The sequence below is a fragment of the Nocardia aobensis NBRC 100429 genome, assembly GCF_000308375.1.
In the GTDB taxonomy this organism is placed as follows: domain Bacteria; phylum Actinomycetota; class Actinomycetes; order Mycobacteriales; family Mycobacteriaceae; genus Nocardia; species Nocardia aobensis.
In genome coordinates this window covers 1-20,862 of record NZ_BAFQ01000179.1, presented here as the reverse complement: position 1 = coordinate 20,862, position 20,862 = coordinate 1, and the positions used below count along the sequence as shown (strand labels likewise).

The following is a 20,862-nucleotide window of genomic DNA, read 5'->3' as shown; positions in this document are numbered from 1 at the left end:
ACTCCTCCCTGCTTGCAGGCGTACTACCCGGCTTCGGCGGTTCGAATCAGGCAAATCCCACCGGCCCAGCGCCCCTCAGCCGATCGATTCGACGATCTTGACCACGACCAGCACGACCGCCACCAGCAGATATCCGCGCAGGGCGAGCATGCCCGCGGTGCGCAGCGGGGTGAACGACGGACGCTCGAGGGTGTGCAGCGCCGGGGTGCGGAAGCTGTCGCGATCCCCCGCGAGTTCGGCGCGTTCGGCATCGCGGTCCAGATCCCTCACCTGACCGGAATCGAGGTCACCGAACCGAGCCGCGGTCACAGCGGCACAGCGGCGCCGGGTTCGCCCGTGCGCGAGCAGTGCGACCGCACCCGCGACCAGACCGGCGAGGACGCCCCACCCAGCCCGAACTCGAGGGTTCGGGCACTCAGGCCGGGAAAGAACGTGGCTGCGGTGAGCGCCGCCGACAGCAGTACCAGCGCCCAGACGATGATCGCGGCGCAGATGTTCTGCCGCAGTGTATTCACCCAGGGACCGAGTACGGCACGGTCGTTGCACAGCAGCACCAGGAATACCGTCGCCGAGGGCAGCAGCACCCCGGCCAGTGCCTGCACACCCTGCGTGATCAGGCCCAGCACATGGTCGGGGCTGAACGAGATCGCGGCCGCGACAGCCAGCAGGGCCGCGTAGCCGGCATAGAAACCGGGCGCTTCAAACACCTTCCAGTGCAGTGAATGCCGCCGGCCGAGCGTATCGCCGAGGGTGTAGGACGTCGCCAGCCCGACCGCGTTGGCGCCGATCAGCGAGGCGTCGAGCAGGACGATCGCGAACAGCGCGCCGACCACCGGGCCCGCGTGCGCGCGCAATCCGGCCGCGACCGCTCCCGCATCGGTGAAGCCCCCGGCCGGACCGGTTCCCGACAATCCGTAGGCGGCCGCGGCCATGATCGCGGCCGCACCGGCCATCACCACCACGATTCCCAGCCACAGGTCGATGCGCTCGTAGCGGATCCAGCGCGGGGTGATGCGCTTGTCGACGATGTTGGACTGCTGGAAGAACAACTGCCACGGCGCGACGGTGGTGCCGACGATCGCCACGATGATCAGCAGCAGGGTCGACGAGAGCCCTCCCGGCAGCGACGGGATCAGGCCGTGCGCGGTCCCCGAGAAGCTGGGATGGACCAGCAACGCCATCGGGAACAGCACGATGTTCACGGCGATGAGGGTCATCATCAGGCTTTCCCACCGCCGGAACGACCCACCCGCGACCACCGCGAACAGCGCGACCGCCGCGAGCGGCACCGATACCGCCTTAGGCAGGCCGAAGTAGCTCAGAGCCATTGCCACACCGATGAATTCGGTGACGATGGTCAGGGCGTTGACCACGAACAGGTCTCCGACGCTGAACGCGCCCCAGAACTTCCCGAAGCGCGCGAAGATCAGCCGGGCATGGCCGACCCCGGCCACGGCACCGAGCCGGACCACCATTTCCTGGTTGACGTATAGCACCGGAATCAGCAGCACCAGCGTCCAGAGCAGGGCCATCCCGTAGTTCTGCCCGGCCTGGGCGTAGGTGGCCACGCCGCCGGCATCGTTGTCGCCGACCATGACGATCAGGCCGGGCCCGATCACCGCCGCCAGCATGCGCAATCTCTGCGTCCGGCTGCGGCCGGCGAGGCCGTCGTGCTGCCGGATCACGCCCAGCGCGCCGACGATATCGCCGACGTGAGCGTGATCGGCGACCGCGCCGGGCGGTGCGGCCGGGGTGCGGGTGTCGTCGGAGAAGGTGGTCATTGCCGCGCTCGCTTCCTGAAACTCGGTGCAGTTCTGTGGATTTTCGAGTTCCAGGGCTAGCGGAACGCGCCCGGACGACGGCCGGCGAGCCGACGGAAGACGTTGCGGTGCATGGGATCTCCTCACAGGGAAACCCGGCTGTGGGCAGACCGCGGCACCCCGGAACCCCGCACCGGTGACGCCGATGCGGTGGATCGGGGGATGAGTTCAGGCGGACAGGCAGCGAGCCGGGAACGATACGGTTCGTGAACTCGGATACGGACTATCTCCGGATGGCATCGCCCCTCACCTCCTCGCTGCCGGGACGCACGCGCACGTCGTGTTCGGGTGATCGGCACCACGCGAGAGGGAGACCCGCCGGACGGCGGATCGCGCACCCCTCTCGTCAGAGCTTCGGCACTGTACGACGTATCCCCTTGCGGGAGAAGCCACTTCGGGTCATCCCTTAATCCGGGAAGACCTGTCCTAACCCTGGGCGTCTCTCGACGTCGTCGGATCAGTGGCCTGTGTTCGTACAGGAGCCTCGCCTAGCGAGGTGCTAACGACAAAAGGGTGAACCCGGAGTTCGCGATTGTCAAATCGGTGGCCGGCGGCAGGTTGCCAGGATCGCGATGCCGGTGTTTACTTCCTTCCCGGCGCCGGTGCCCGGCGCTGTCTACGCGGTTCGTGTCCCGGAAGGAGGTGGTCACTGTGCCCGACGACAGTCATATACGTCGTTTTGCCAAGAGTTCACTCGGCGACCATTCTCGTGTCGACGCGGGCGTGCGGATGTCGCGGTAGCCTGCGCGCGCGAGTTCTCGCCCTCCATCGAAGGGTTGTTTTCTCATGTCGACGTGGGAGATGCTGCTGCGCCTGACCACCGGTGTCGGTCTCGGTGCGGTGATCGGTTTCGAACGGCAGTACCGGGCCCGGATGGCCGGATTGCGGACCAACGCTCTGGTCTCCGCGGGCGCGGCGTTGTTCGTGCTGTTGTCCGCGCACGGGTTTCACGGTGGCGCTGCCGACCCGACGCGGGTCGCGGCCCAAATCGTTTCCGGTATCGGCTTTCTCGGCGCGGGTGTGATCATCCGCGACGGATTGAACGTGCGGGGTCTCAACACCGCCGCGACGCTCTGGTGCGCGGCGGCGGTGGGCGCGCTCTCCGGTGCCGGGATGTACGGCACCGCGGCGGCCGGGACGGTCGCGGTCGTCATCGTCAACATCGCGTTGCGGGCGGCCGGGCGCAGGGTCGACCGTCAGCCGGAATCGGGTCACGAGCAACCCGCGCACTACGCGTTCACCGCCGTCACCGACGACGCGCACGAAGCGCATGTGCGGGCATTGCTGGTACAGGCGTTGACCCGCACCGACTTTCAGCTCGTGTCGGTCGCGAGCGCCAATGCGGAGGATGCGGGCCGGGTGGAGGTGCGCGCGGATCTGGTCGGCGATCAGCGCGACGACCGGCAGATGGAGTCGGCCGTCAGCCGGTTGAGTCTGGAACCGTCGGTGACCAGCGTCGGATGGCGCACGGTCGAACCGGTCGCGCCTGGGGTGTAGGGCGCACATCGGTCAGAGCCCGCTGAGAGTTCCCTGGTAGAGCGGTCGCGACCCTCGCCCGGAGGCCGGTGTGGCACCTACCGTGAGGGTGATCGACCGACCGATGAAGGAGAGCTCGTGGGTTCCACCGATGCCGCCGAATGGGCCGATACCGCGGCCGCCAGCGCGGGCCGAGCCAGTGGCTATGCCCGCGACACCGCCACCCGTGAGCTGGCCTACGCCGTGGAAGCGCTCGGCAAGGCGGTGGGAGCGCTCGCCCGCGAATTGCACAGCTGAGCGGCAACGACGCTCCGACCTGCACCGATGCCCCCGATCACTATGCTGACGCCGTGAGCAGTGTCGCGCCGATGGTTTCCGTCCCCGCCGATCCGGACACCGTGACCGCGGTGGGTCCCGAGGACGACCCCACCGCGGTCGGTCTGCGACGCGGCGACATCGACGCGGTGTGGGAGTCGGTCCGCGCGTGGTATCGGATGGGAACCACTCCCGCGATCCAGATCTGCCTGCGCCGCCACGGCGCCATCGTGCTGAACCGGGCCATCGGTCACGGCTGGGGTAACGCCCCCGGCGACGGGCCCGGCGTCGAGCGCACACCGATCACCGTCGACTCCCCGTTCTGCGGTTTCTCCACCGCCAAAGGCGTCGCCGCGACGGTGATGGCGATGCTGATCGAGCAGGGCGCCTTCGCACCGGAAGACCGGGTGTGCGACTACATTCCGGAATTCGCGGCGCACGGCAAGGGCCGCATCACCATCGCCGATGTGCTCTCCCACTCCGCCGGGGTGCCGTTCATGCCGGCGGGCTACCGCGGCTTCGACGCCGTCGTGGACGAGGAACTCGCGGTCCGGGCGCTGATCGAGCTGCGGCCGAGCTGGCCGCCCCGGCGGTTCCGTGTCTATCACGCCCTGACCAGCGGGTTGATCCTGCGCCTGCTGGTCCAGCGCGCGACCGGCAAGCGGATGCGCGACCATCTCGCCGACCAGGTGCTGAATCCGCTCGGTTTCCGATGGACCACGTTCGGCGTGGCCCCCGAGGACGTCGACCGGGTGGTGCCGAGCGTGCGCACCGGACCGCGGCCTTCCCGAGCCTTTTCGATGGTGGCCGGGAAGGCGCTCGGCGGCGGCATGAGCGCCGCCACGTCGGCGGAATCGGTGCGCGCGTTCCTCACCGCGGAGCTGCCCTCCGGGAATCTCGTGACGACCGCCTCGGAACTTTCCCGCTTCTACGAAATACTGTGTCGCGGTGGGGAACTCGACGGTGTACGGATCCTGTCCCCCGACACGCTGCGCAGTGCGATCGCACCGGCGCCCCGGATCCCGGGCATCGCGGGCCGGGTCAGTCGCGCCGGATTCGAGCTGGGCGGGCGCCGGTCGAAATTCGGCGCCCACACCGAAACCCATTTCGGCCGTAGCGGTCTGACCACCCAGTACGGCTGGGCCGACCTCGACCGCGGACTGTCCGGCGCGATCTTGACCAGCGGGAAATCGACCGTGGACACCGAGCGACCTTGGCAGTTGTGCGCACAGATCTCGGCGGTCGTTCCGCGCTCGCCCATCGTCCGGCCGCAGGGGTAGCACCGTCCGGCTTTCTCACCCCTGGCGCTCCGGCAAGCGAAGTCGTTTGAGCGACACCGCGTTCAGCGCGACGATGATGCTGGAGCCCGACATGGTCAGGGCGGCGATCTCCGGACGCAGGGTGAAGCCGAAGGCAGGCTCGAACACACCTGCCGCGATCGGGAGGGCGACCGCGTTGTATCCCACTGCCCACGCCAGGTTCTGATGCATCTTGCGCAGGGTGGCACGCCCGATCCGTAACGCGGTGGGCACGTCGAGGGGGTCCGATCGCATCAGAACCACATCGGCGGTGTCGATGGCCACGTCCGTACCGGCGCCGATGGCGATACCGAGGTCGGCCCGCGCCAGCGCGGGCGCGTCGTTCACGCCGTCGCCGACCATCGCGACCCTCCTTCCGCCGGACTGCAATTGCGCGATGGTGTCGGCCTTGTCGCCGGGCAGCACCTCCGCGATGACGGTGTCGATACCCAATTCGGCCGCGATGCGGTCGGCGGTCGCGCGATTATCACCGGTGAGCATCACGACTTCCACGCCCAGATCGTGCATTTCGCGCACCGCCGCGGCGGCGGTCTCGCGGGGCGCGTCGGCGATGCCGACGACCGCGACCGCCTTGTCGTCGACCGCCACCAGCACCGCGGTCTGCCCGCCGTCCGCGATCCGGGCCCGAGCGGCGGCCAAGTCGCCGAGTTCGATCCCCTCGCGGTCCAGCAGTCGCCGGTTGCCGACGACGACGCGCTGCCCGTCGACCGTGGCGACGGCGCCGTGGCCGGGTACGTTCTCGAACTTCTCGGCTCGCGCCGGCGCGGCGCCGCGTTCCTCCGCGTAGCGGACGATCGCCTGGGCCAGCGGGTGTTCGGACTCCCGCTCGACGCCGGCCACCGCCGCGAGCAACCGGGGTGAGGGCTCGGCGGCCGAGGTCACGAATTCGGTGACGGCCGGTTCGCCCTTCGTCAGGGTGCCGGTCTTGTCCAGCACCACCACGTCGACGCGGGCCGCGGTCTCCAGCGCGAGGGCGTTCTTGAACAGCACGCCCCGGCGAGCGCCGAGTCCGGTGCCGACCATGATCGCCGTCGGCGTGGCCAGGCCGAGCGCGTCGGGGCAGGTGATCACCACGACGGTGATCGCGAACAACATGGCGGTGGCGAAGGTGGCACCGGCGAGCAGCCATCCGGCCAGGGTGGCCGCACCGCCGATCAGCGCGACCAGGACCAGCCAGAACGCCGCGCGATCGGCCAGCTTCTGGCCTGGCGCCTTCGAATTCTGTGCCTGCTGAACGAGATTCACGATCTGCGCCAACGCGGTGTCGGAGCCGACCTTGTCCGCACGCACGCGCAGGGTGCCGTCGACGTTGATGCTGGCGCCGATCACCGGAGCACCCGGTTGTTTGTGCACCGGCAGACTCTCTCCGGTCACCATCGACTCGTCGACCTCGCTGTCGCCGTCTTCCACGACGCCGTCGACCGGGATCTTGGCACCGGGCCGCACGAGCAGCAGATCGCCGACGGCGACCTCGGCGGTGGGAATCTCCACCTCCTCGCCGTCACGCAACACCACCGCGCGTGGCGGCGCCAGATCCAGCAGCGTGCGGATGGCGTCGGTGGCCCCGCCGCGGGCGCGCATCTCGAACCAGTGGCCGAGCAGCACGAAGGTGGCGAGCATGGTCGACGCCTCGTAGAAGACCTCGCCGCCGCCCGTGAGCGTGATGGTCAGCGAATACAACCAGCCCGCGCCGATGGCGACCGCCACCAGCACCATCATGTCGAGGGTCCGCGCCCGCAGCGCCTGCCACGCACCGGTGAAGAAGATGGTCGAGGAATAGCCGATCACCGGCAGGCTCAGGATCAACGCCCACACATCCTGGCGCAGCCCGAAGGGCACCGGCAGGTCGATGCCGAACATATCCGTCGCCATCGGCGACCACATCATGACGAGCACCGAGAAGACCAGCGCGACCAGGAATCGGTTGCGCATATCGGCGGCCATCGCGGCCATCGACATGTCGTGATGATCGTGCGTGCCGTGATGATCGTGCGGCGGTTCCGCGGGTTCGTGCCGGTGCGCGCCGGCCGGTTCCGACGGCTCGGCCAGCGGGTCGCAGACGTGCCGGGGCACCGACAGTCCGGAGCAGTGGATTCCGCAGTCGCGCAACCATTCCCGCAGTTCGTGGACCGAGGTCCGGGCCGGGTCGAAGCCGACCGTCGCGGTCTGGGCGGCGGGATTGACCGTGGCCTCGAGTACACCGGGACGGGCTTGCAGGACCCGGGTGGCGACCTGCTGGCGACTCGCCCAGTGCAGGCCACTCAGATCCAGCACCACGGTTCCGTGACCGTTGTCCTGCATGTGCACGACTCCTCTCGACCGACTACCACGACCATATACCCACAGGGGGTATATGCCAAACAACGCGCCTTCACCTGCCCCGGAAGGTCGGGGCTCGCCACCGTCACGGGCCGTCGTTAACATGGTCGGTTCGGGGGGCGACTATTCGGCGAAGGATGTTTTGGGCGGCGGAGGTTCCGGTGAGGGTGTCGAACTCCCGCGGCGGGCGCGACACCGTCGATATCGCGCTGGTGGTGCCCGGTAGCGGACCGGCGGGCCTGTTCGGCCCGTCCTGTGAGGCGTGCGCCGCGCTGGCGGTGGAGGACATCAATCGCGCGGGCGGAATTCTGGATCGACCGGTGCGATTGCACACGGTCGACGCGGGCGCGCCGCTGCCGATGCTGGCCGAGCGCATCGATCGCATGATCGGCACCGGCGCCGTCGACGGCGTCGTGGGCTGGCATCTGTCCAACGCCCGCCGGGTGCTGACACCCCGCACGGCCGGACGGGTGCCGTACGTCTACACCACGTTCTACGAAGGCGGCGAGAATTCCGACGGCGTGTACATGGTCGGCGAGACGCCCGATCATCAGCTCTTCCCGGCGTTGCGCTGGCTGCGCGCGGAACAGGGCATCCGCCGCTGGTGCATCGTCGGCAACGATTACGTGTGGCCGCGCGAAACCGCCCGGGTCACCCGTGAGGCGGCGGCATTCGGGGATATCGACATCGTCGGCGAGACATTCGTCCCGCTCGGCAGCCGCGCCTTCGGGCCGGCCCTCGACCTGATTCGACGCTCGTCCGCCCAGGGGGTGCTGCTGCTGATGGTCGGCGCCGACTGCGCGGCGTTCAATCGCGCCTTCGCCCGCGCCGGGCTCGACGAGGACCGGCTGCGGCTGAGCATGATGATCGGCGAGGACGTCCTGTACGCGGGCGGCCCGGACAGCACCCGCGGATTGTTCACCGCCTCAGGCTATTTCGAGAGCGTGGTGTCGCCCGAGGCGATGGAATTCGGCAGCCGCTACACCGCCCGGTACGGCACCTTCGCTCCGGCGCTGAACAATATCGGCGAATCCTGCTACGAGGGTCTGCTGCTGTTCGCCTCACTGGCGGAGGCGGCCCGCAGCCTCGACGTGCGCGATATCGAGCGCCATGCCGCCCGGGTGCGCTACGGCGGCCCGCGCGGTGAGGTGAAGGTGCGCGGCGCCCACACCACCCAGCCCGTCTACCTCGCCGATGCCGACGGCGTGGACTTCGACGTGGTGAGCGAATTGCGCCGCGCCTGAGCCGGATTCGGCCTGGGCTCGCGCGCACCGACGACGGAATGCCGGCCGAAGGGATCACCCGGCCGCAGCCGCCCGATCAGTAGCACGATGCCCGCACAGCCGATGCCGATCGTGGCGGCGACGATGCCCGGCACCGCGGTGACAGCGGCCTCGGCGCTGCGGAACCAGGTGTGCGAATACTCGATCCGGCCGAGATCGCGGCCCTGCAGCGCGACTCCCGCGGAGGGTACGAAAAGGATCACGATTCCGACGACCGCACTGGTCGCCCGCGGGCCGATCGCGCATCCGACGGCATAGCCCGCGGCCGCCGCCAACGCGATACAGCTCGGCACGGTCACCGCCGCGGTCGGCACGTCCACCAACGCGGAACTCACCGCCGCGGCGATCGACAGCGCGACGGAGCCGGCGACCGCGGGCAGCGGCAGGCGAATTCGCCATCCGGCGTAGAGCCCGGCCCCCGCGGCCGCGACGACCAGCACCGTCGACCAGGCCGGCCGGGGCACGGTGAGCAGCGCCGAGCCCGCCGAGGCGAAGGCCACCATGACCACCACCAGCATTCCGTCGCGCCCGGGCAGCAGCAGCGCCGACACCGCGGTGGCGAGCAGCAGTACGACGACGCCGAACACGATCGGCACGATCGCGCCGCCGCGGGCCATCCACACGGAGGTGGCCAGTGTCGCCGAGACGATCACCACCGCGGACACCACCGGTTTCAGCGGCACCATCGCACTGTCGTCGGGTTCCGGTTGCTGCTCTTGACGGAACAGCACGGCCGTGAACAGCATCAGTCCGAGTGCCGCGAGAATCAGCCAGACCGGCGGCGCCCCGCGCATGATGCCCTCCCCCGGGACACTGGACGCGAAGTCCGGCGCCTGGGTGAGGTCGGCGAACAGGATCGAGGCCAGCGCACCGAACAGATAGCCGCCGGCCGGGGCACGGCGATGCCAGACCGCCGCGGCAAGACAGCCCAGGATCACCCCGGCGAGCATGGAGTCGACATAGTTGAGCGTCGACAGCGTCCGGGTCTCCAGTCGCACGAGCAGGGTGTGGTTGATCAGCATCGCGACGGTCGCGCAGAAGACCGTGCACCACGCCAGGCGACTGTTGCCGATCGCCGCCGACACCGAGACCGCGATCACCGCGATCAGCGCTCCGGCGGTCAGGGCCAGCGGCATATTGAAGATCAGCAGGTCGACCTGCAGCGCCGACCCCGGCGAGAGCCAGGACTGGCTGATCGGCATCATCATGGCCAGCCCGGCGACCGCGGCGGTAATGCAGGCGGCCGAGGTTTCCGCGGCCACTCGCAGCCATTGCGCGTCGGTGATCCCGGCCGACAACCGTTGTACGTGCCCCCGGATATCCGGAGAACCGAAAGTCACAGCACTCATGCCGGACTCCGTCCCCAGCAGGTAACGCCTGGGCGTGACTACCCCGCCGATTCGTTAGCCGAATGATTGCGGGACCGACACTACCGGAGCACGGAATCGCTCCTCGGGCCTCTGATCGGTATCTGAGGCCGGAAATCGGCAATTCGGTGAGGATTTGCTAACGGTTCGGTCGCGACGGATATCGCTTTCGTGTCAATTCCGTCCGCCACCGCGTGTCACCACCCGTTCGCCCAGGTCGCGCCCGGTTCACACGGGCGCGCCCGTTGCCGGATCGTGTCCGAGGTCCCCGGACCGATCGGCGACGGGCGCCGCGTAATTCATCGGGCTACGTCGTCGGCGGGCGCCTCCCCGCCCTCGGGTCCGGCCGAGGAACTCGCACTGCGAAACAGCGGACGATGCGCCACCCCGCCGGCGGGCGCCGGCGTCTCGATGGGTACCGGACTGTGGCTGAACAGATTCGGCTGCTCACTCATATCGGATGTCCTTCAGATTCTCACCATCGACGGCCCGTCCGGCCAGCGAATCGGCCGCACCGCTCGCGCGCACAGCGCACTGTGCGATTACCGACAGGACTTACAGTACACCCCCGATAACCGACCGCGGGCGCGACGAGCCGGACCGGTCATTCGAGTCGCGGCGCGGAATCGGTTCGGCGGGCACACATTCCGCGACCGCGCGGCCGTCAGCCGCGGCCGTGCCGCAGTTCGTACTGCTCGCGTTCGGCCGCCGCACGCTGCCGTTCGGCGACATCGGCCAGTTCGGGATCGAGTCCGTGCTTGAGCAGGCGGTGGCGCCGATACACGTACATCAGCGCGATGGTGAAGTAGACCAGCGGCACGTACAGCAGCGCCGCCATCGACAATCCGATCCACAACGGGCCCGGAACCAGCAGGAACAGGCACAGCACGGGGATGATCGGCACCAGGAACCGCAGCAGATAGCGGCGGGCGGCGCCCGGCCCGGTCAGATCGCGAAGCACCCACTGCTGCATCGAGGGCGGCAGGGTGGCGCCGCAGATATAGCGCACGCGCTGAACCGGATTCGGCTTCTGCTCACTCATCGGTAGCTCCCTGGGTATCGGCGAGCGCGGCTCGCCGTGCGGCCTCGTTGACGCGGGTCAGCACCTCGCGTAGTTCCTCCAGATCGCCCAGGCTGACGCCCAGCCGCCGCACGACCGCCGGTGGGATCTGCTCGGCCTGGCGGCGCAGTGCCCACCCGGCCTCGGTCAGATCGATCAGCAACGTGCGTTCGTCGCGCGGATCGCGGCGGCGGGTGATGAGGCCCGCCGACTCGAGCCGCTTGAGCAGGGGGGACAGCGTGGCGGAATCGAGTTGGATCGCCTCGGCGATGCCCTTCACCGACATGGGCGCCTCACCCCACAGGGCCAGCATCACCAGATACTGCGGATGGGTCAGTCCCAGCGGCTCCAGCAGCGGGCGGTACACCGTCAGCACCGATCGGTTCGCGACGGCCAGCGCGAAACACACCTGCCGGTCCAGCCGCAGCGGGTCCTCGACGTCGGTCGTCATGGCGCACCTCCTCGTGTCGAGGCCAGATTAGCGCGCTAATCGTTAGTGCACAAACTATTAGTGCGCTATCACACACCCGCCCGCGGCGAACGGTCCCCGAAACGACTCGGGCACCGAATCGAGTTCACCGCGCGGAATGTGCGGCGGATGGCCGGATCCGCCGCACCTGTCACGGTGAGCAATCGATGTGCCGCACCGGTGAATTCAGACGAGAACCTTCTGCTTACGGATCCGCCGCTGCACATCCCGCATCATCATCTTCGTCCCGGAGAACCGGATGAACTTGGGGATGAACCGGTTCACGAATCCCACGAACAGGAACAGATGCTCGAATCGGCGCTGATCGGCCGCGCTCCACTCCACGCCCATCTGTTCGCGGAAATGCGGAGGCAGGAATCCGGCGGTGAGGAAGCGCAGCAGCCCGCCGAAGAGCAGTCGCATGTACCAGTGGATCATCCGAAGATGCAGCAGGTCACCGATATACGCGCGGAAGGCGTCGTCGACGATCACCTGCCGGCAGGCCTCGACCCAATACTCGTCGAAGTCGGCGCGCGTCTTCGGCCACATGTCGGGATGCACCTGCAGCGTGGTGCCGAAGGTATCCGCCCCCTGATAGAACGCCTCGAGTTCCTCCGGGGACATCTTGCCGTTGATCAGCTGGTGGGAGTCCTCGAACCCGATGTAGATACAGGCCGCGACATACAGCTGCAGATTCCGGTCGAAGGCGTTGTACTTCACCTTCGCCCCGGGCTCGGACCGCACCTGCCGGTGCGCGACGTTCACCGCCTCGCGGAATTCCTTCTTCTCCTCGGGCGTACCGAGAATCGCCACCGCCAGATACGAGGCCGTGGTGCGCAGTCGTTTCCACGGATGCACCATGAGCGCACCCGATTCCACGGTGCTCTCCATGACACCGGCCGCCACCGCGGGGTGCGCGAACTGCATCGCGACGTTGGCGGCCGCGCCCGCGAACATCCAGAAATCCAGAGAGTCGGGCAGCTGCGCGGGGCGCTTGCGCGGCGAGCGATGGAAGTCCGGGATGTGGATGCGCGTCCGCTCCAGCGTCAGCGGCGGCGTCTGCGCGAGGTCGGGGTGTGGAGCTCGCTCGCCCTCCGTCCGGCCCCGACCGACCGGCACGGATTCCTCCGGGATGTAGGAATCACTGTGCGGGTCGGTGTAATTCGGCTCCCAAGGCTGCGTTGCCGTTGTCATGCGAGTCCTCTCTCGGAACGTTTCGCCGGCGCGACCGGAGATGCGCCGGGCCCCGCGCTTCGAGGCGCGGGCGGCGCCGCCGGGATCGGCGGCACCATGCGACACGGGAGACCGAGGGGCACACCCGGCAGACCGGCTCGCCTCGGAGCCGACGCGACAACCACCGATGCGCGGTTACCGGCGCTCTCGCGGATTTCTCCCTCTGCCACGGCGACACCCCCTCGGGTACTCCGCAGGGTCGGCCCGGCCATCACTATGTTACTCACAATTCTCATTTGATCAACGGGTGGGGAACCGCGATATTCGGATCTTCAGCCCAGGTCCGCCGACTAAGTTGCCGAACATTCCGACGGCTGCACGTTCACCGCGAGGTGAGTCGCCCGAACAACGTCATCTCCATCAGCCTGACCACATGGGCGCGAGGACACATCTGCTGGTTGTTACCGAACAGCCGCCCCAGACCGACGACGAGCCCGAACCCGGCATGGACGAGGATTCGCGCCTGCGCCCGCGCCAGCTCCGGCCGCGCATCCACCAGCAGCTCCACCCATTCGGCCACCACCAGCCGCTGGATATTGCGCAGCACCGTGCGCTCGTAGGCGCCGACATTGCCGAATTCGGCGTAGTAGACGAACGTCAGCTCGCGCTCGGCGAACGATCCCGCGACATAGAGGTCGATCAGTTTCGCCAGCGCCTCCTCGGAGGTCCGCGACGCCTCCACCGCGGGTGCGATCGCGGCGGCCATCCGGTCGGCCACCCGCCGGAATGCCGCCGCCAGCAGGGCATCCTTGCTGCGGTAGTACCGGTACACCGCCGAGGCCGCCGACAGTTCGGCCGCCGCCGCGATCTCCTCCACGCTCACATTCGGGTAGCCGCGCTCGTGGAACAGCTCGACCGCCTTGTTCAGCAGCACCTGATGTTTGAACGATGGCGGAATATCGTTCGCCCGCACGGGTTCCGGCGGGTCGGCGGCAACCGGCAGGTCGGTTCGGATCAACGACCAGGCGGCCTCACTCAGCACCGCCGCGAGCGATTTCGCCGGCAGATGCGCGTGGTGGTCGCCGATACTGCTCACCACACTGAAGATCGCGACCGCGCGCACCAGGCCCTCGCGGCGGGCCGATTCCGGGCGCAGTTCGCCGATCAGCGCACGCAGCGCGGAGATCGCGGTCTCGAACCGTTCGTCGAAGGTCCGGCGATCGTCGCGATCGAGGTAGCGGGCCTCCCACCGCGCCAGCGCTGCCGTCGGACGGTTGGCGATGGTATCGGCCACGATGGCGTCGACGACGAGTCCGAGTCGCGCTTCGGCGCTGTGGCCCTGCGCCTCCACGGGCAGCGTCACCGCCGTCACCGCGGCGGCGGACAAACGCAGCAGCTCCTCGCGGAACAGCGCGTACTTGCTCGGATAGTGCCGGTACAGCGCCGCCGAGGAAATCCCCAGCCGGGCGGCGATATCCTCCATGCTCACGCCGTGATAGCCCAGCGATCCGAAGGCCGCCGCCGAGGCGGAGGCGATCTGCGCCCGGCGGTTCTTGGGCCGGCGGCGGATCACGCGTTCGGGGTTGTGCGTGGCCGGCGCCGTCGCCTTCGCGCGACCGTCCTGTGCGCGACTCAAATTGTCTGCCAATCCTTTTCGCCGAGGACCGCTACGATTGCGGCGGCAGCGGAGTCAGCGGCGTACTGATCTTGTCGACCAGCCAGCGGTCGCCCTGCTTCTGCAGTCGCATCACCGTCGACAGCTGTCCCGGTTCCGGTTTGCCCTGAGTGCCCAGGCTGGTGATGGTCTGCCCGATCACCACGATCGCCTCCGCGGAATTCTTGTCCCCGGAACGGATCGCGCACTGCACATCGGTCGATTTCGCGACGACCTCGCCCTTGGCCAGGACGTCGCTGAGGTCCTTGCTGTTGGATTCGAACTGCTTCTTCCACTCACCGGACGCGCCGGCCAGCACATCGCGAACGTACTGGTCGAGATGTTCGGAATCGTAGGTCGAGACCACGGGGCCATAGGCGCAGGCGGCCTGGCGGGCCTGCGCCTGCGCGTCCAGTACCTCCTCGTGATCCTTGTTCTGCAGGTAGAAGTAGATACTCGTGCCGATCGCGGCGCCCAGAACCACGGCCACCGCCGCCCGCAGACCGATCCGCGCACCGCGTCCGCCGGCGGCCGGACGCAGTCGCGACAGTGGCGAAACCTTCGCCGCGGTGGACGTTTCGGCGGGATTCGTTTCGGTGGGATTCGACTCGCCGGTATCGGATGTCCCCGCCGCATCCGATCCGGCCGTGCCGGGTTCCACAGCTGCCGTGGTCTCCGATTCGTCGACGGCGTCGACCGTGGGTTCGCGCTTCTCGGCGCCTCCGCTTTCCTTGTCACTCATCGTGTTCGCTTCCTAGTTGTCGGGTATGGGGCCGGACGGGATGGGCCGCGACATCTCGTTGCCGGTGACTCCCGGCGGCGGTCCGGATCCGTTGTCGGGGAGGTTCGGCCGCGGCGCATTGGCCGAACCACGCACCTGCAGTGCGGGATCGGCGGTGAGGCAGTAGTTGTACAGCCGCACCCGGGTATCGGTCATGATCTTGGTCGGGGTGACCGGAATCGTGTCGTAGTCGCACGTCGGACGCGGCCAGAAGTCGGCGAGCGTGTGATACGCGCCGTCGTGGGCGGGAACCCCGAGCGCCTGGATGCCTTGGCGCAGTGCGGGAAACAGTGCCTCGATCGCCGGCTGACGCAGTTTCGCGGCCTTGGTGATGGCGACGAAATTGGTGACCAGATCGGTCAGCGGATCCTGATTCTTCGCCACCACGTCACCGAGGGTCGCCAGCTCACCCGGGCCCTGATCGAGGAACTTCCGGATTTCGTTGTCGGCGGCGGTGGCCTGCTGGAACAACGCGCTGCCCGCCGCGGTGAGGGTGCTCAGGTCGGGCTGGGCGTGCGAGGTGGTCTCCGCGATAGCCTGCAGGTTCTCGAGCAGCTGCTGGGTCTGCGGCAGCAGATCGGACAGCCCCGCCATCGCACGGCTGATCCCGGAGATCATGTTGCGCAATCGATCCGGGCCCCCGCCGAGCGCCGTGTCCAGCTCGTCGACGATGACGGTGAGCCGGTCCGGATTCAATCCGCCGATGAATCCGCTCAGGTCGGTCAGCAGATTCTGCACCGGGATCGGCACGCTGGTGCGTGCGCGCTCCACCACGGCGCCGTCGGACAGATACGGACCGGTATCGGCGTCGGGCCGGAAGTCCAGGTACTGCTCGCCCGCCGCGGACAGCCGGCCGACGTGCACCGCACCGCCGACGGGAATCTCGGCGCTGTCGTCGATTTCGGCGATCGCGTCGATTCCGTCACCGGAGACCCGCACATCGGCGACCTTGCCGACCCGGGTGCCGCGGAAGGTCACGTCGTTGCCCGGGAGGATGCCGCCCGAGGTCGCCAGTTGCACGGTGACGGTGAAGGTGTGCGGAATCGGATCGAACCGCAACACATATCGGGCCAGATATCCGGACCCGATCACCAGCACCACGATCAGGCTGAGGTTGGCCAGAGCGATGCGCCGCCGCACCACCCAGTTCCACAGCGGAGTATTCATCGCTCACCACCCTGCTGGGAAGGTTCGGTCGGCGCACCGGGCGCGTCCGGCGGATTCGCGCCGGGAGGCGTCGTACCCGGCACCGGCTGCGGCGGACTGATGACCCGGCCGAACACTTTCTCGAATACCTGCGCTAGACTGCCGGCGAATGCCGGAACGTCACCGATTTCGGGCCACCGGCTGCCGTGCGGATCACTGAGCGCGCCGATACTCAGATACGACACCACGGGCATGACGGCCAGTCCGGAACCCCGCAGGCTGGCCATCAGCGGCGGATAGATGTCGTTGAGCCCGTTGAGCGCTTCGGTGAGATTGCCGCCCATTTCGGTGAAGCCCGACATCAGTTTCTGAATGCTGTCGAACAGGCTCAGGAACTGCGGGCTGGTGGTATCGGTGAAATCGCCCAGCGCTGCCATGGTGGTCGACACCTTCGTCGTGAGATCCACGATGCGCTGATTGTTCTCGTTCACCAGCCCGAGCAGTTGCGGGAAGGTATCGGCCGCCGCGCCGAGTTCCTTTTTGCGCCTGGCCAATTCATCCGAAAGCGTATTCAATCCCTGGAGGGTGGCGTCGATATCGCCGGTGCGCTGATTGAGCGCGGCGATCACGCCGGTCATCTCGCTCAGCAGATGCGCCAATTGCGGTCCGCGTCCGGCGAACATCGAATTCATCTGCGTGGTGATCTGCGCGGCCTGGTTGATACCGCCGCCGTTGACCAGCATGGCCACCGACATCATCAACTGCTCGACGGAAGCGGCGGTGCCGGTGTGATCGACGCCGATGGTGTCTCCGTCGCGCAACGGCGGACCCGCCTCTTGCGCGGACGGCAGGGTCATGGCCACCGACATATCGCCCAGCGGCGTGGCCTGGCGCAATTCCACTGTCGTCCCACGTGGCAGCACGATGTCGGATCTGATCCGCATCCGCACATCGGCGACGAAATTCGTCGTCTCGATGCCGGTGACGGTGCCGATATCGGTGCCGCCGATGCGCACGTGCGCGTGATCGGGCAGATTCAGCACATCGGTGAACGCGGCGTGCACGGTGTAGCCGGGACCGCCGATACCCGGCTTGGGCATCGGCACATTCTCCAATGTCAGCCCACATCCGCTGATGCCGAGTGTGGTGGCGGCCGCGACGGCGGTGACGACGAGGCCGCGACGGGATGTTCTGCGCTGTGATCGTGTCATTTTCCGCTGATCCCCAGAAGTGCTGCGGTGAGTCCGAAATCGGGCCCCATATCGGCGATCCTTCCGGTCCGGCAGCCGTCGAGGCGCATCATCACCCGCTCACAGAAGGTGGACAGCGCTTCACCGTCGAGCACGGATTTGTCGAGCAGGCCGTGCAGGCGCAGCGCCTGATGTTCGTAACTGGTGGCGTTGGCCAGGTTCTCGAACATCAGCGGTGCGACATCCACGATTTCGGTGAGATTGCGGGCATTGGCGCGCATCTGGTCGCTGATCGCGACGAACCGGGTCAGAGCTCCGGCGAGCTGGTCCTTGTTCTGCCCCACCACCGTGGCGGTATTGGCGACGAAATCGTTGAGCTGGGTGAGCACCGCCTGCAAGCCGGGCGCCTGATCGCCCATCAGCTTCAGCAATTCGGTGAGCCGGCCGCTGAAATCCCGCACGGTCTGGTCGTTCTGGGCGATGACCTGGGTGACGTCGTTGAGTTTCACGATCGTATTGGAGATCTGGTCCTTGTTGGCGAACGTCGTCTCGAACGCGCCCGAGAGCGCGTCCAGGGTTTCGCGCAGTTTGTCGCCATTGCCGTTGAGCAGCGGGAACAACACCCGGCTGGCCATCGGCCCGGTGTCGCTGTCGCCCTTCAGCGATGCCCCGAGCTGGTCGAAGGTCTGCATGATGCGGTCGAGCTCCACCGGTGTCCTGGTGCGCGGCAACGGAATATGCGCGCCGTCGGCCATGGTGGGTCCGGTTCCGTCGTAGGCCGGCGCCAGTTCGACGTGGCGGTTGGTGATCAGCTGCGGATTCACCAGTGCGGCCATGGCGTCGGCGGGCAGTTTCACACTCTTGTCGACCTTCATGACCACCTGCACGTAGGTGCCCTTGGCCTCCACCGATTCGACGGTGCCGACCGGCACACCCAGCACATCGACCTCGTTGCCGGCGTACAGCCCGGCCACATTGTCGAAATCGGCGCTGATGCGCATGTTGTCGCCGAGCACCTCGTCGGTGGCCGTGCCGAGCGAACCCGGCAGCAACGAACAGCCAGAGCCGGCGGAGGCGACCAGGCACACCGCGGCGAGTTGGGCCAGTGCGCGCAGTTTCATCACTTACACCCCTGAACGACCTGTGCGAAACAGATCCAGTTGTCGGGGAACAGCCCCCACGGCACATACACATCGCCGTACGGTCCGTTGCCCAATACGTTGTTGAACTGCCGCAAGGTGACCGGCATGATCTCGTAGAGCCGGTCGAGGTTGGTCTTGTTCTTCTCCAGCCCCTCGGACATGGTGTTCAGATCCCGGATCATCGGGCCGAACTGGTTGTTGTTCTCCAATCCCATGTCCTGCAGCAACTTCGACAGTGCGGCGACATTGTCGAGCAGGTTCTTCAGCAGTTGCCGGCGCTTCTGCACCGCCTGGCCGATGGCCTCGCCGCGGGTCAGCAGCATCAGCACGCTGTTCTGGTTGTCGGCGACCAGCTGGGAGACCTGATCCATCCCCTTCAGCAGGGTGTCGACCTCGTCGCGGCGGTCGTTGATCACCTTGGCCAGCGAGCCGATGCTGTCGAGCGCCTGCACCGCCAGCTGCGGCGAGTCGCCCATCTGCTGGTTCATGGTGTCGAGCGCCTCCCGCAACTTCTGCGGGTCGATCCGCTCGATTCGTTCGAACGACGCCTTGTACTGCGGGTCCTGGATGACCTTGCTCAGGTTGTAGGGCACGCTGGTGTGATCGAGCTCGATCCGGTTGCCCGGCAGGCCTTTTCCGTTCCCCGGCACGAGGTCCACGTGCAGCCGCCCGAGGATGGTCGACATCTTGATCGCCGCCCGCGCGTCCGGTCCCAGCCGCAGATCGCCGCGCACCTTCAGGTCCGCGACCACCTTGGCGCCGTCGAGCCGCACCGCCCGCACCGCGCCCACCTCGATCCCCGAGACGTCGACGGTCGCACCGGGACGCAGCCCCGCGGCTTGCGCGAATTCGGCGTGAATCGTCTTGTCCCCCAGGCGCGCCTGGGTCAGCGCGCTGGAGCCGAGCAGCAGGATCAGCACGGTCGCCGAGGCGATCAGGCCGAGCCGCAGATACCGGTTGCGCAGGAAGCCGAACATCTTCGGCAACCTCGGTCGCGCGAACCTCGCCATCACCGGCACACCTCCGAATGCGCGTTGCCACCGATCTGGGAGAACAGGCCCGGCGGCAGGAGCACGCCCCACAGCGAGACGTCGAGACCGCAGAAGTAGGCGTTGCCGTAGGCGCCGTAACTGGAGAACTGGGCCACCCGGTTCAGCACGTTCGGCAATTGCACCGCCGCCCGGTCCAGCGACGCGCCGTTGAGCAGCAGCAGCGCCACACCGGTGGTCGCCTTGTTCTGCGCGGCCGCGATGCCGGGCTTGACCTGGGCCACCAATCCGACCAGCGAATCGGTCGAGGTGGCGACCTGGTCGACCGACGACTTCAGCGCCTCACCCTGGGCATAGAGCCCGTCCATCAGCGAGCGGGTCTGAGTGATCAGTGTCTCCAGCTCGTTGCTGCGATGCGCCAGGCCGGACATCACGCTACTGAGGTTCGAGACCACATCACCGAGGATCTTGTCGCGCTGGCCGAAGGTTCCGGCCAGCTGCGCGGCCTGGGTGATCAGGGTGCTCAGCGAGACCTGATTGCCCTGCAGCGCCTGAATCAGCGTCTCGGACAGCGAATTCACCTGATCGGGTTGCAGCACCGAGAACAGCGGTTCGAAGCCGGACAGCAAGGCCGAGACGTCGAACGAGGGCTCGGTGTGCTCGAGGGGAATGCGCCCACCCGCCGGCAACGATGTGCCCGCTTCCTTCCCCGGCGCCAGCGCGACATAGCGCTGGCCGATCAGGTTCTGGTAGCGCACCATCGCCTTGGTCGTGGTGGTCAGATGCTGGTTGCTCCGGATGCTGAACTCCACACCGGCCTTGTAGTCGCCGACGAAGTCGATCTTGTCCACCCGGCCGACCCGCACCCCGGCCATGCGCACGTCGTCGCCGACCCGCAGTCCGAGCACATCGGAGAAGACGGCCGAATACCGGCTGGTCGAGCCCGGCACCGTGCGTTGCAGGGTGCCGTAGATGGTCGAGGTCAGCGCGATCGCGACGACCGCGAAGATGCCGAAACCGATCAGTGCCTTCGTCGATTTCACTGCGTCACACCGCCTTCCGGCGTCTCACCGACGGTCAGATAGCCCCCGGCGAGGACCGGCCCCAGCAGCAGCAGCTGCGCCAGATTCGGCGGACCGCCGACCACCGCGGCGACCGCGGCGGGCCCACGCAGGGCGGCGGGACGGGTGGCCGCCGGATCACCGGGCGTGGCGCGGTAGGCGGCCGGTGCGGTGATGCCGGGAATCAGCGGCAGGCTCGGCAGACCGGGCAGCGCCGGAACACCGGGCAGGGCGGGCAGGCCGGGGATCAGCGGCTGTTGCGCGGGTGCGGTCGGCGCCGCGGGAGCCGGCGTCGGAC

At 67.8% G+C, this 20,862-nt stretch carries 17 protein-coding genes, 2 pseudogenes and 1 riboswitch; of the genes and pseudogenes, 4 read left to right on the top strand and 15 right to left on the bottom strand.

The window, feature by feature from the left end:
- Window positions 1-75: 75 nt before the first annotated feature.
- Window positions 76-1,781: pseudogene (locus RJ03_RS23405) on the bottom strand (NRAMP family divalent metal transporter).
- A 370-nt stretch (window positions 1,782-2,151) separates the two neighbouring features.
- Window positions 2,152-2,323: riboswitch (M-box (ykoK) riboswitch) on the bottom strand.
- A 283-nt stretch (window positions 2,324-2,606) separates the two neighbouring features.
- Here RJ03_RS23405 and RJ03_RS23400 point away from each other — a divergent pair.
- The 3 genes from RJ03_RS23400 to RJ03_RS23395 all read left to right on the top strand — a co-directional run bounded on the left by RJ03_RS23400 (window position 2,607) and on the right by RJ03_RS23395 (window position 4,891).
- Window positions 2,607-3,317, top strand: a complete 711-nt coding sequence (locus RJ03_RS23400; RefSeq protein ID WP_036505751.1) for an MgtC/SapB family protein — start codon at window positions 2,607-2,609, stop codon at window positions 3,315-3,317.
- 117 nt (window positions 3,318-3,434) lie between these two features.
- A complete protein-coding gene (locus RJ03_RS37320) occupies window positions 3,435-3,593 on the top strand; it encodes a hypothetical protein (protein WP_157121725.1) in 159 nt (52 codons plus the stop codon).
- 53 nt (window positions 3,594-3,646) lie between these two features.
- Window positions 3,647-4,891 carry a serine hydrolase gene (locus tag RJ03_RS23395; RefSeq protein ID WP_245552367.1) on the top strand — a complete coding sequence of 415 codons (1,245 nt, stop codon included), beginning with the start codon at window positions 3,647-3,649 and terminating at the stop codon, window positions 4,889-4,891.
- Window positions 4,892-4,906: 15 nt separating this feature from the next.
- On the opposite strand, the gene RJ03_RS23390 is transcribed toward RJ03_RS23395, so the two are convergent.
- Window positions 4,907-7,231, bottom strand: a complete 2,325-nt coding sequence (locus tag RJ03_RS23390; RefSeq protein ID WP_036505750.1) for a heavy metal translocating P-type ATPase — start codon at window positions 7,229-7,231, stop codon at window positions 4,907-4,909.
- A gap of 179 nt (window positions 7,232-7,410) precedes the next feature.
- Here RJ03_RS23390 and RJ03_RS23385 point away from each other — a divergent pair, with 179 nt between their 5' ends.
- Window positions 7,411-8,493: a substrate-binding domain-containing protein gene (locus RJ03_RS23385; RefSeq protein WP_232329288.1), complete on the top strand. Its 1,083-nt coding sequence runs from the start codon at window positions 7,411-7,413 to the stop codon at window positions 8,491-8,493.
- Here RJ03_RS23385 and RJ03_RS23380 read toward each other — a convergent pair.
- The 13 genes and pseudogenes from RJ03_RS23380 to RJ03_RS23325 form a co-directional block, all read right to left on the bottom strand.
- On the bottom strand, window positions 8,433-9,881 hold the full coding sequence (locus tag RJ03_RS23380; protein WP_157121723.1) for a hypothetical protein: 1,449 nt from the start codon (window positions 9,879-9,881) through the stop codon (window positions 8,433-8,435). The two genes, RJ03_RS23385 and RJ03_RS23380, sit on opposite strands and share 61 nt — an antisense overlap.
- Window positions 9,882-10,198: 317 nt before the next feature.
- Window positions 10,199-10,354, bottom strand: coding sequence for a hypothetical protein (locus tag RJ03_RS37315; protein ID WP_157104334.1), 156 nt, complete (start codon window positions 10,352-10,354; stop codon window positions 10,199-10,201).
- A gap of 209 nt (window positions 10,355-10,563) precedes the next feature.
- The gene (locus RJ03_RS23375; protein WP_036505747.1) at window positions 10,564-10,941 is read right to left on the bottom strand and encodes a DUF5313 family protein; all 378 of its coding nucleotides are present in this window, start codon (window positions 10,939-10,941) and stop codon (window positions 10,564-10,566) included.
- A complete protein-coding gene (locus RJ03_RS23370) occupies window positions 10,934-11,410 on the bottom strand; it encodes a MarR family winged helix-turn-helix transcriptional regulator (RefSeq protein ID WP_036505746.1) in 477 nt (158 codons plus the stop codon). Before RJ03_RS23370 ends, RJ03_RS23375 begins: the two co-directional genes overlap by 8 nt.
- Before the next feature lie 204 nt (window positions 11,411-11,614).
- The gene (locus tag RJ03_RS23365) at window positions 11,615-12,622 is read right to left on the bottom strand and encodes an oxygenase MpaB family protein (protein WP_083871287.1); all 1,008 of its coding nucleotides are present in this window, start codon (window positions 12,620-12,622) and stop codon (window positions 11,615-11,617) included.
- Between the two features lie 361 nt (window positions 12,623-12,983).
- Window positions 12,984-14,237, bottom strand: a complete 1,254-nt coding sequence (locus tag RJ03_RS23360) for a TetR/AcrR family transcriptional regulator (RefSeq protein WP_036505769.1) — start codon at window positions 14,235-14,237, stop codon at window positions 12,984-12,986.
- Between the two features lie 31 nt (window positions 14,238-14,268).
- Window positions 14,269-14,997 (bottom strand): Rv1363c family protein, encoded by a 729-nt coding sequence (locus RJ03_RS23355; protein ID WP_036505745.1) that lies wholly within the window; start codon window positions 14,995-14,997, stop codon window positions 14,269-14,271.
- A 12-nt stretch (window positions 14,998-15,009) separates the two neighbouring features.
- The gene (locus tag RJ03_RS23350) at window positions 15,010-16,203 is read right to left on the bottom strand and encodes an MCE family protein (protein ID WP_036505744.1); all 1,194 of its coding nucleotides are present in this window, start codon (window positions 16,201-16,203) and stop codon (window positions 15,010-15,012) included.
- Entirely contained in the window at window positions 16,200-17,393 is a 1,194-nt protein-coding gene (locus tag RJ03_RS23345) for an MCE family protein (RefSeq protein WP_036505743.1), read from the bottom strand. The genes RJ03_RS23350 and RJ03_RS23345 overlap by 4 nt, the downstream gene beginning before the upstream one ends.
- Entirely contained in the window at window positions 17,390-18,493 is a 1,104-nt protein-coding gene (locus RJ03_RS23340; protein ID WP_036505742.1) for an MCE family protein, read from the bottom strand. The genes RJ03_RS23345 and RJ03_RS23340 overlap by 4 nt, the downstream gene beginning before the upstream one ends.
- Window positions 18,493-19,524, bottom strand: coding sequence for an MCE family protein (locus tag RJ03_RS23335; protein ID WP_036505768.1), 1,032 nt, complete (start codon window positions 19,522-19,524; stop codon window positions 18,493-18,495). Before RJ03_RS23335 ends, RJ03_RS23340 begins: the two co-directional genes overlap by 1 nt.
- A complete protein-coding gene (locus tag RJ03_RS23330) occupies window positions 19,524-20,546 on the bottom strand; it encodes an MlaD family protein (RefSeq protein WP_036505741.1) in 1,023 nt (340 codons plus the stop codon). The genes RJ03_RS23335 and RJ03_RS23330 overlap by 1 nt, the downstream gene beginning before the upstream one ends.
- A pseudogene (locus RJ03_RS23325) lies at window positions 20,543-20,862 on the bottom strand (mammalian cell entry protein); the annotation flags it as partial. The pseudogene RJ03_RS23325 and the gene RJ03_RS23330, both read right to left, overlap by 4 nt.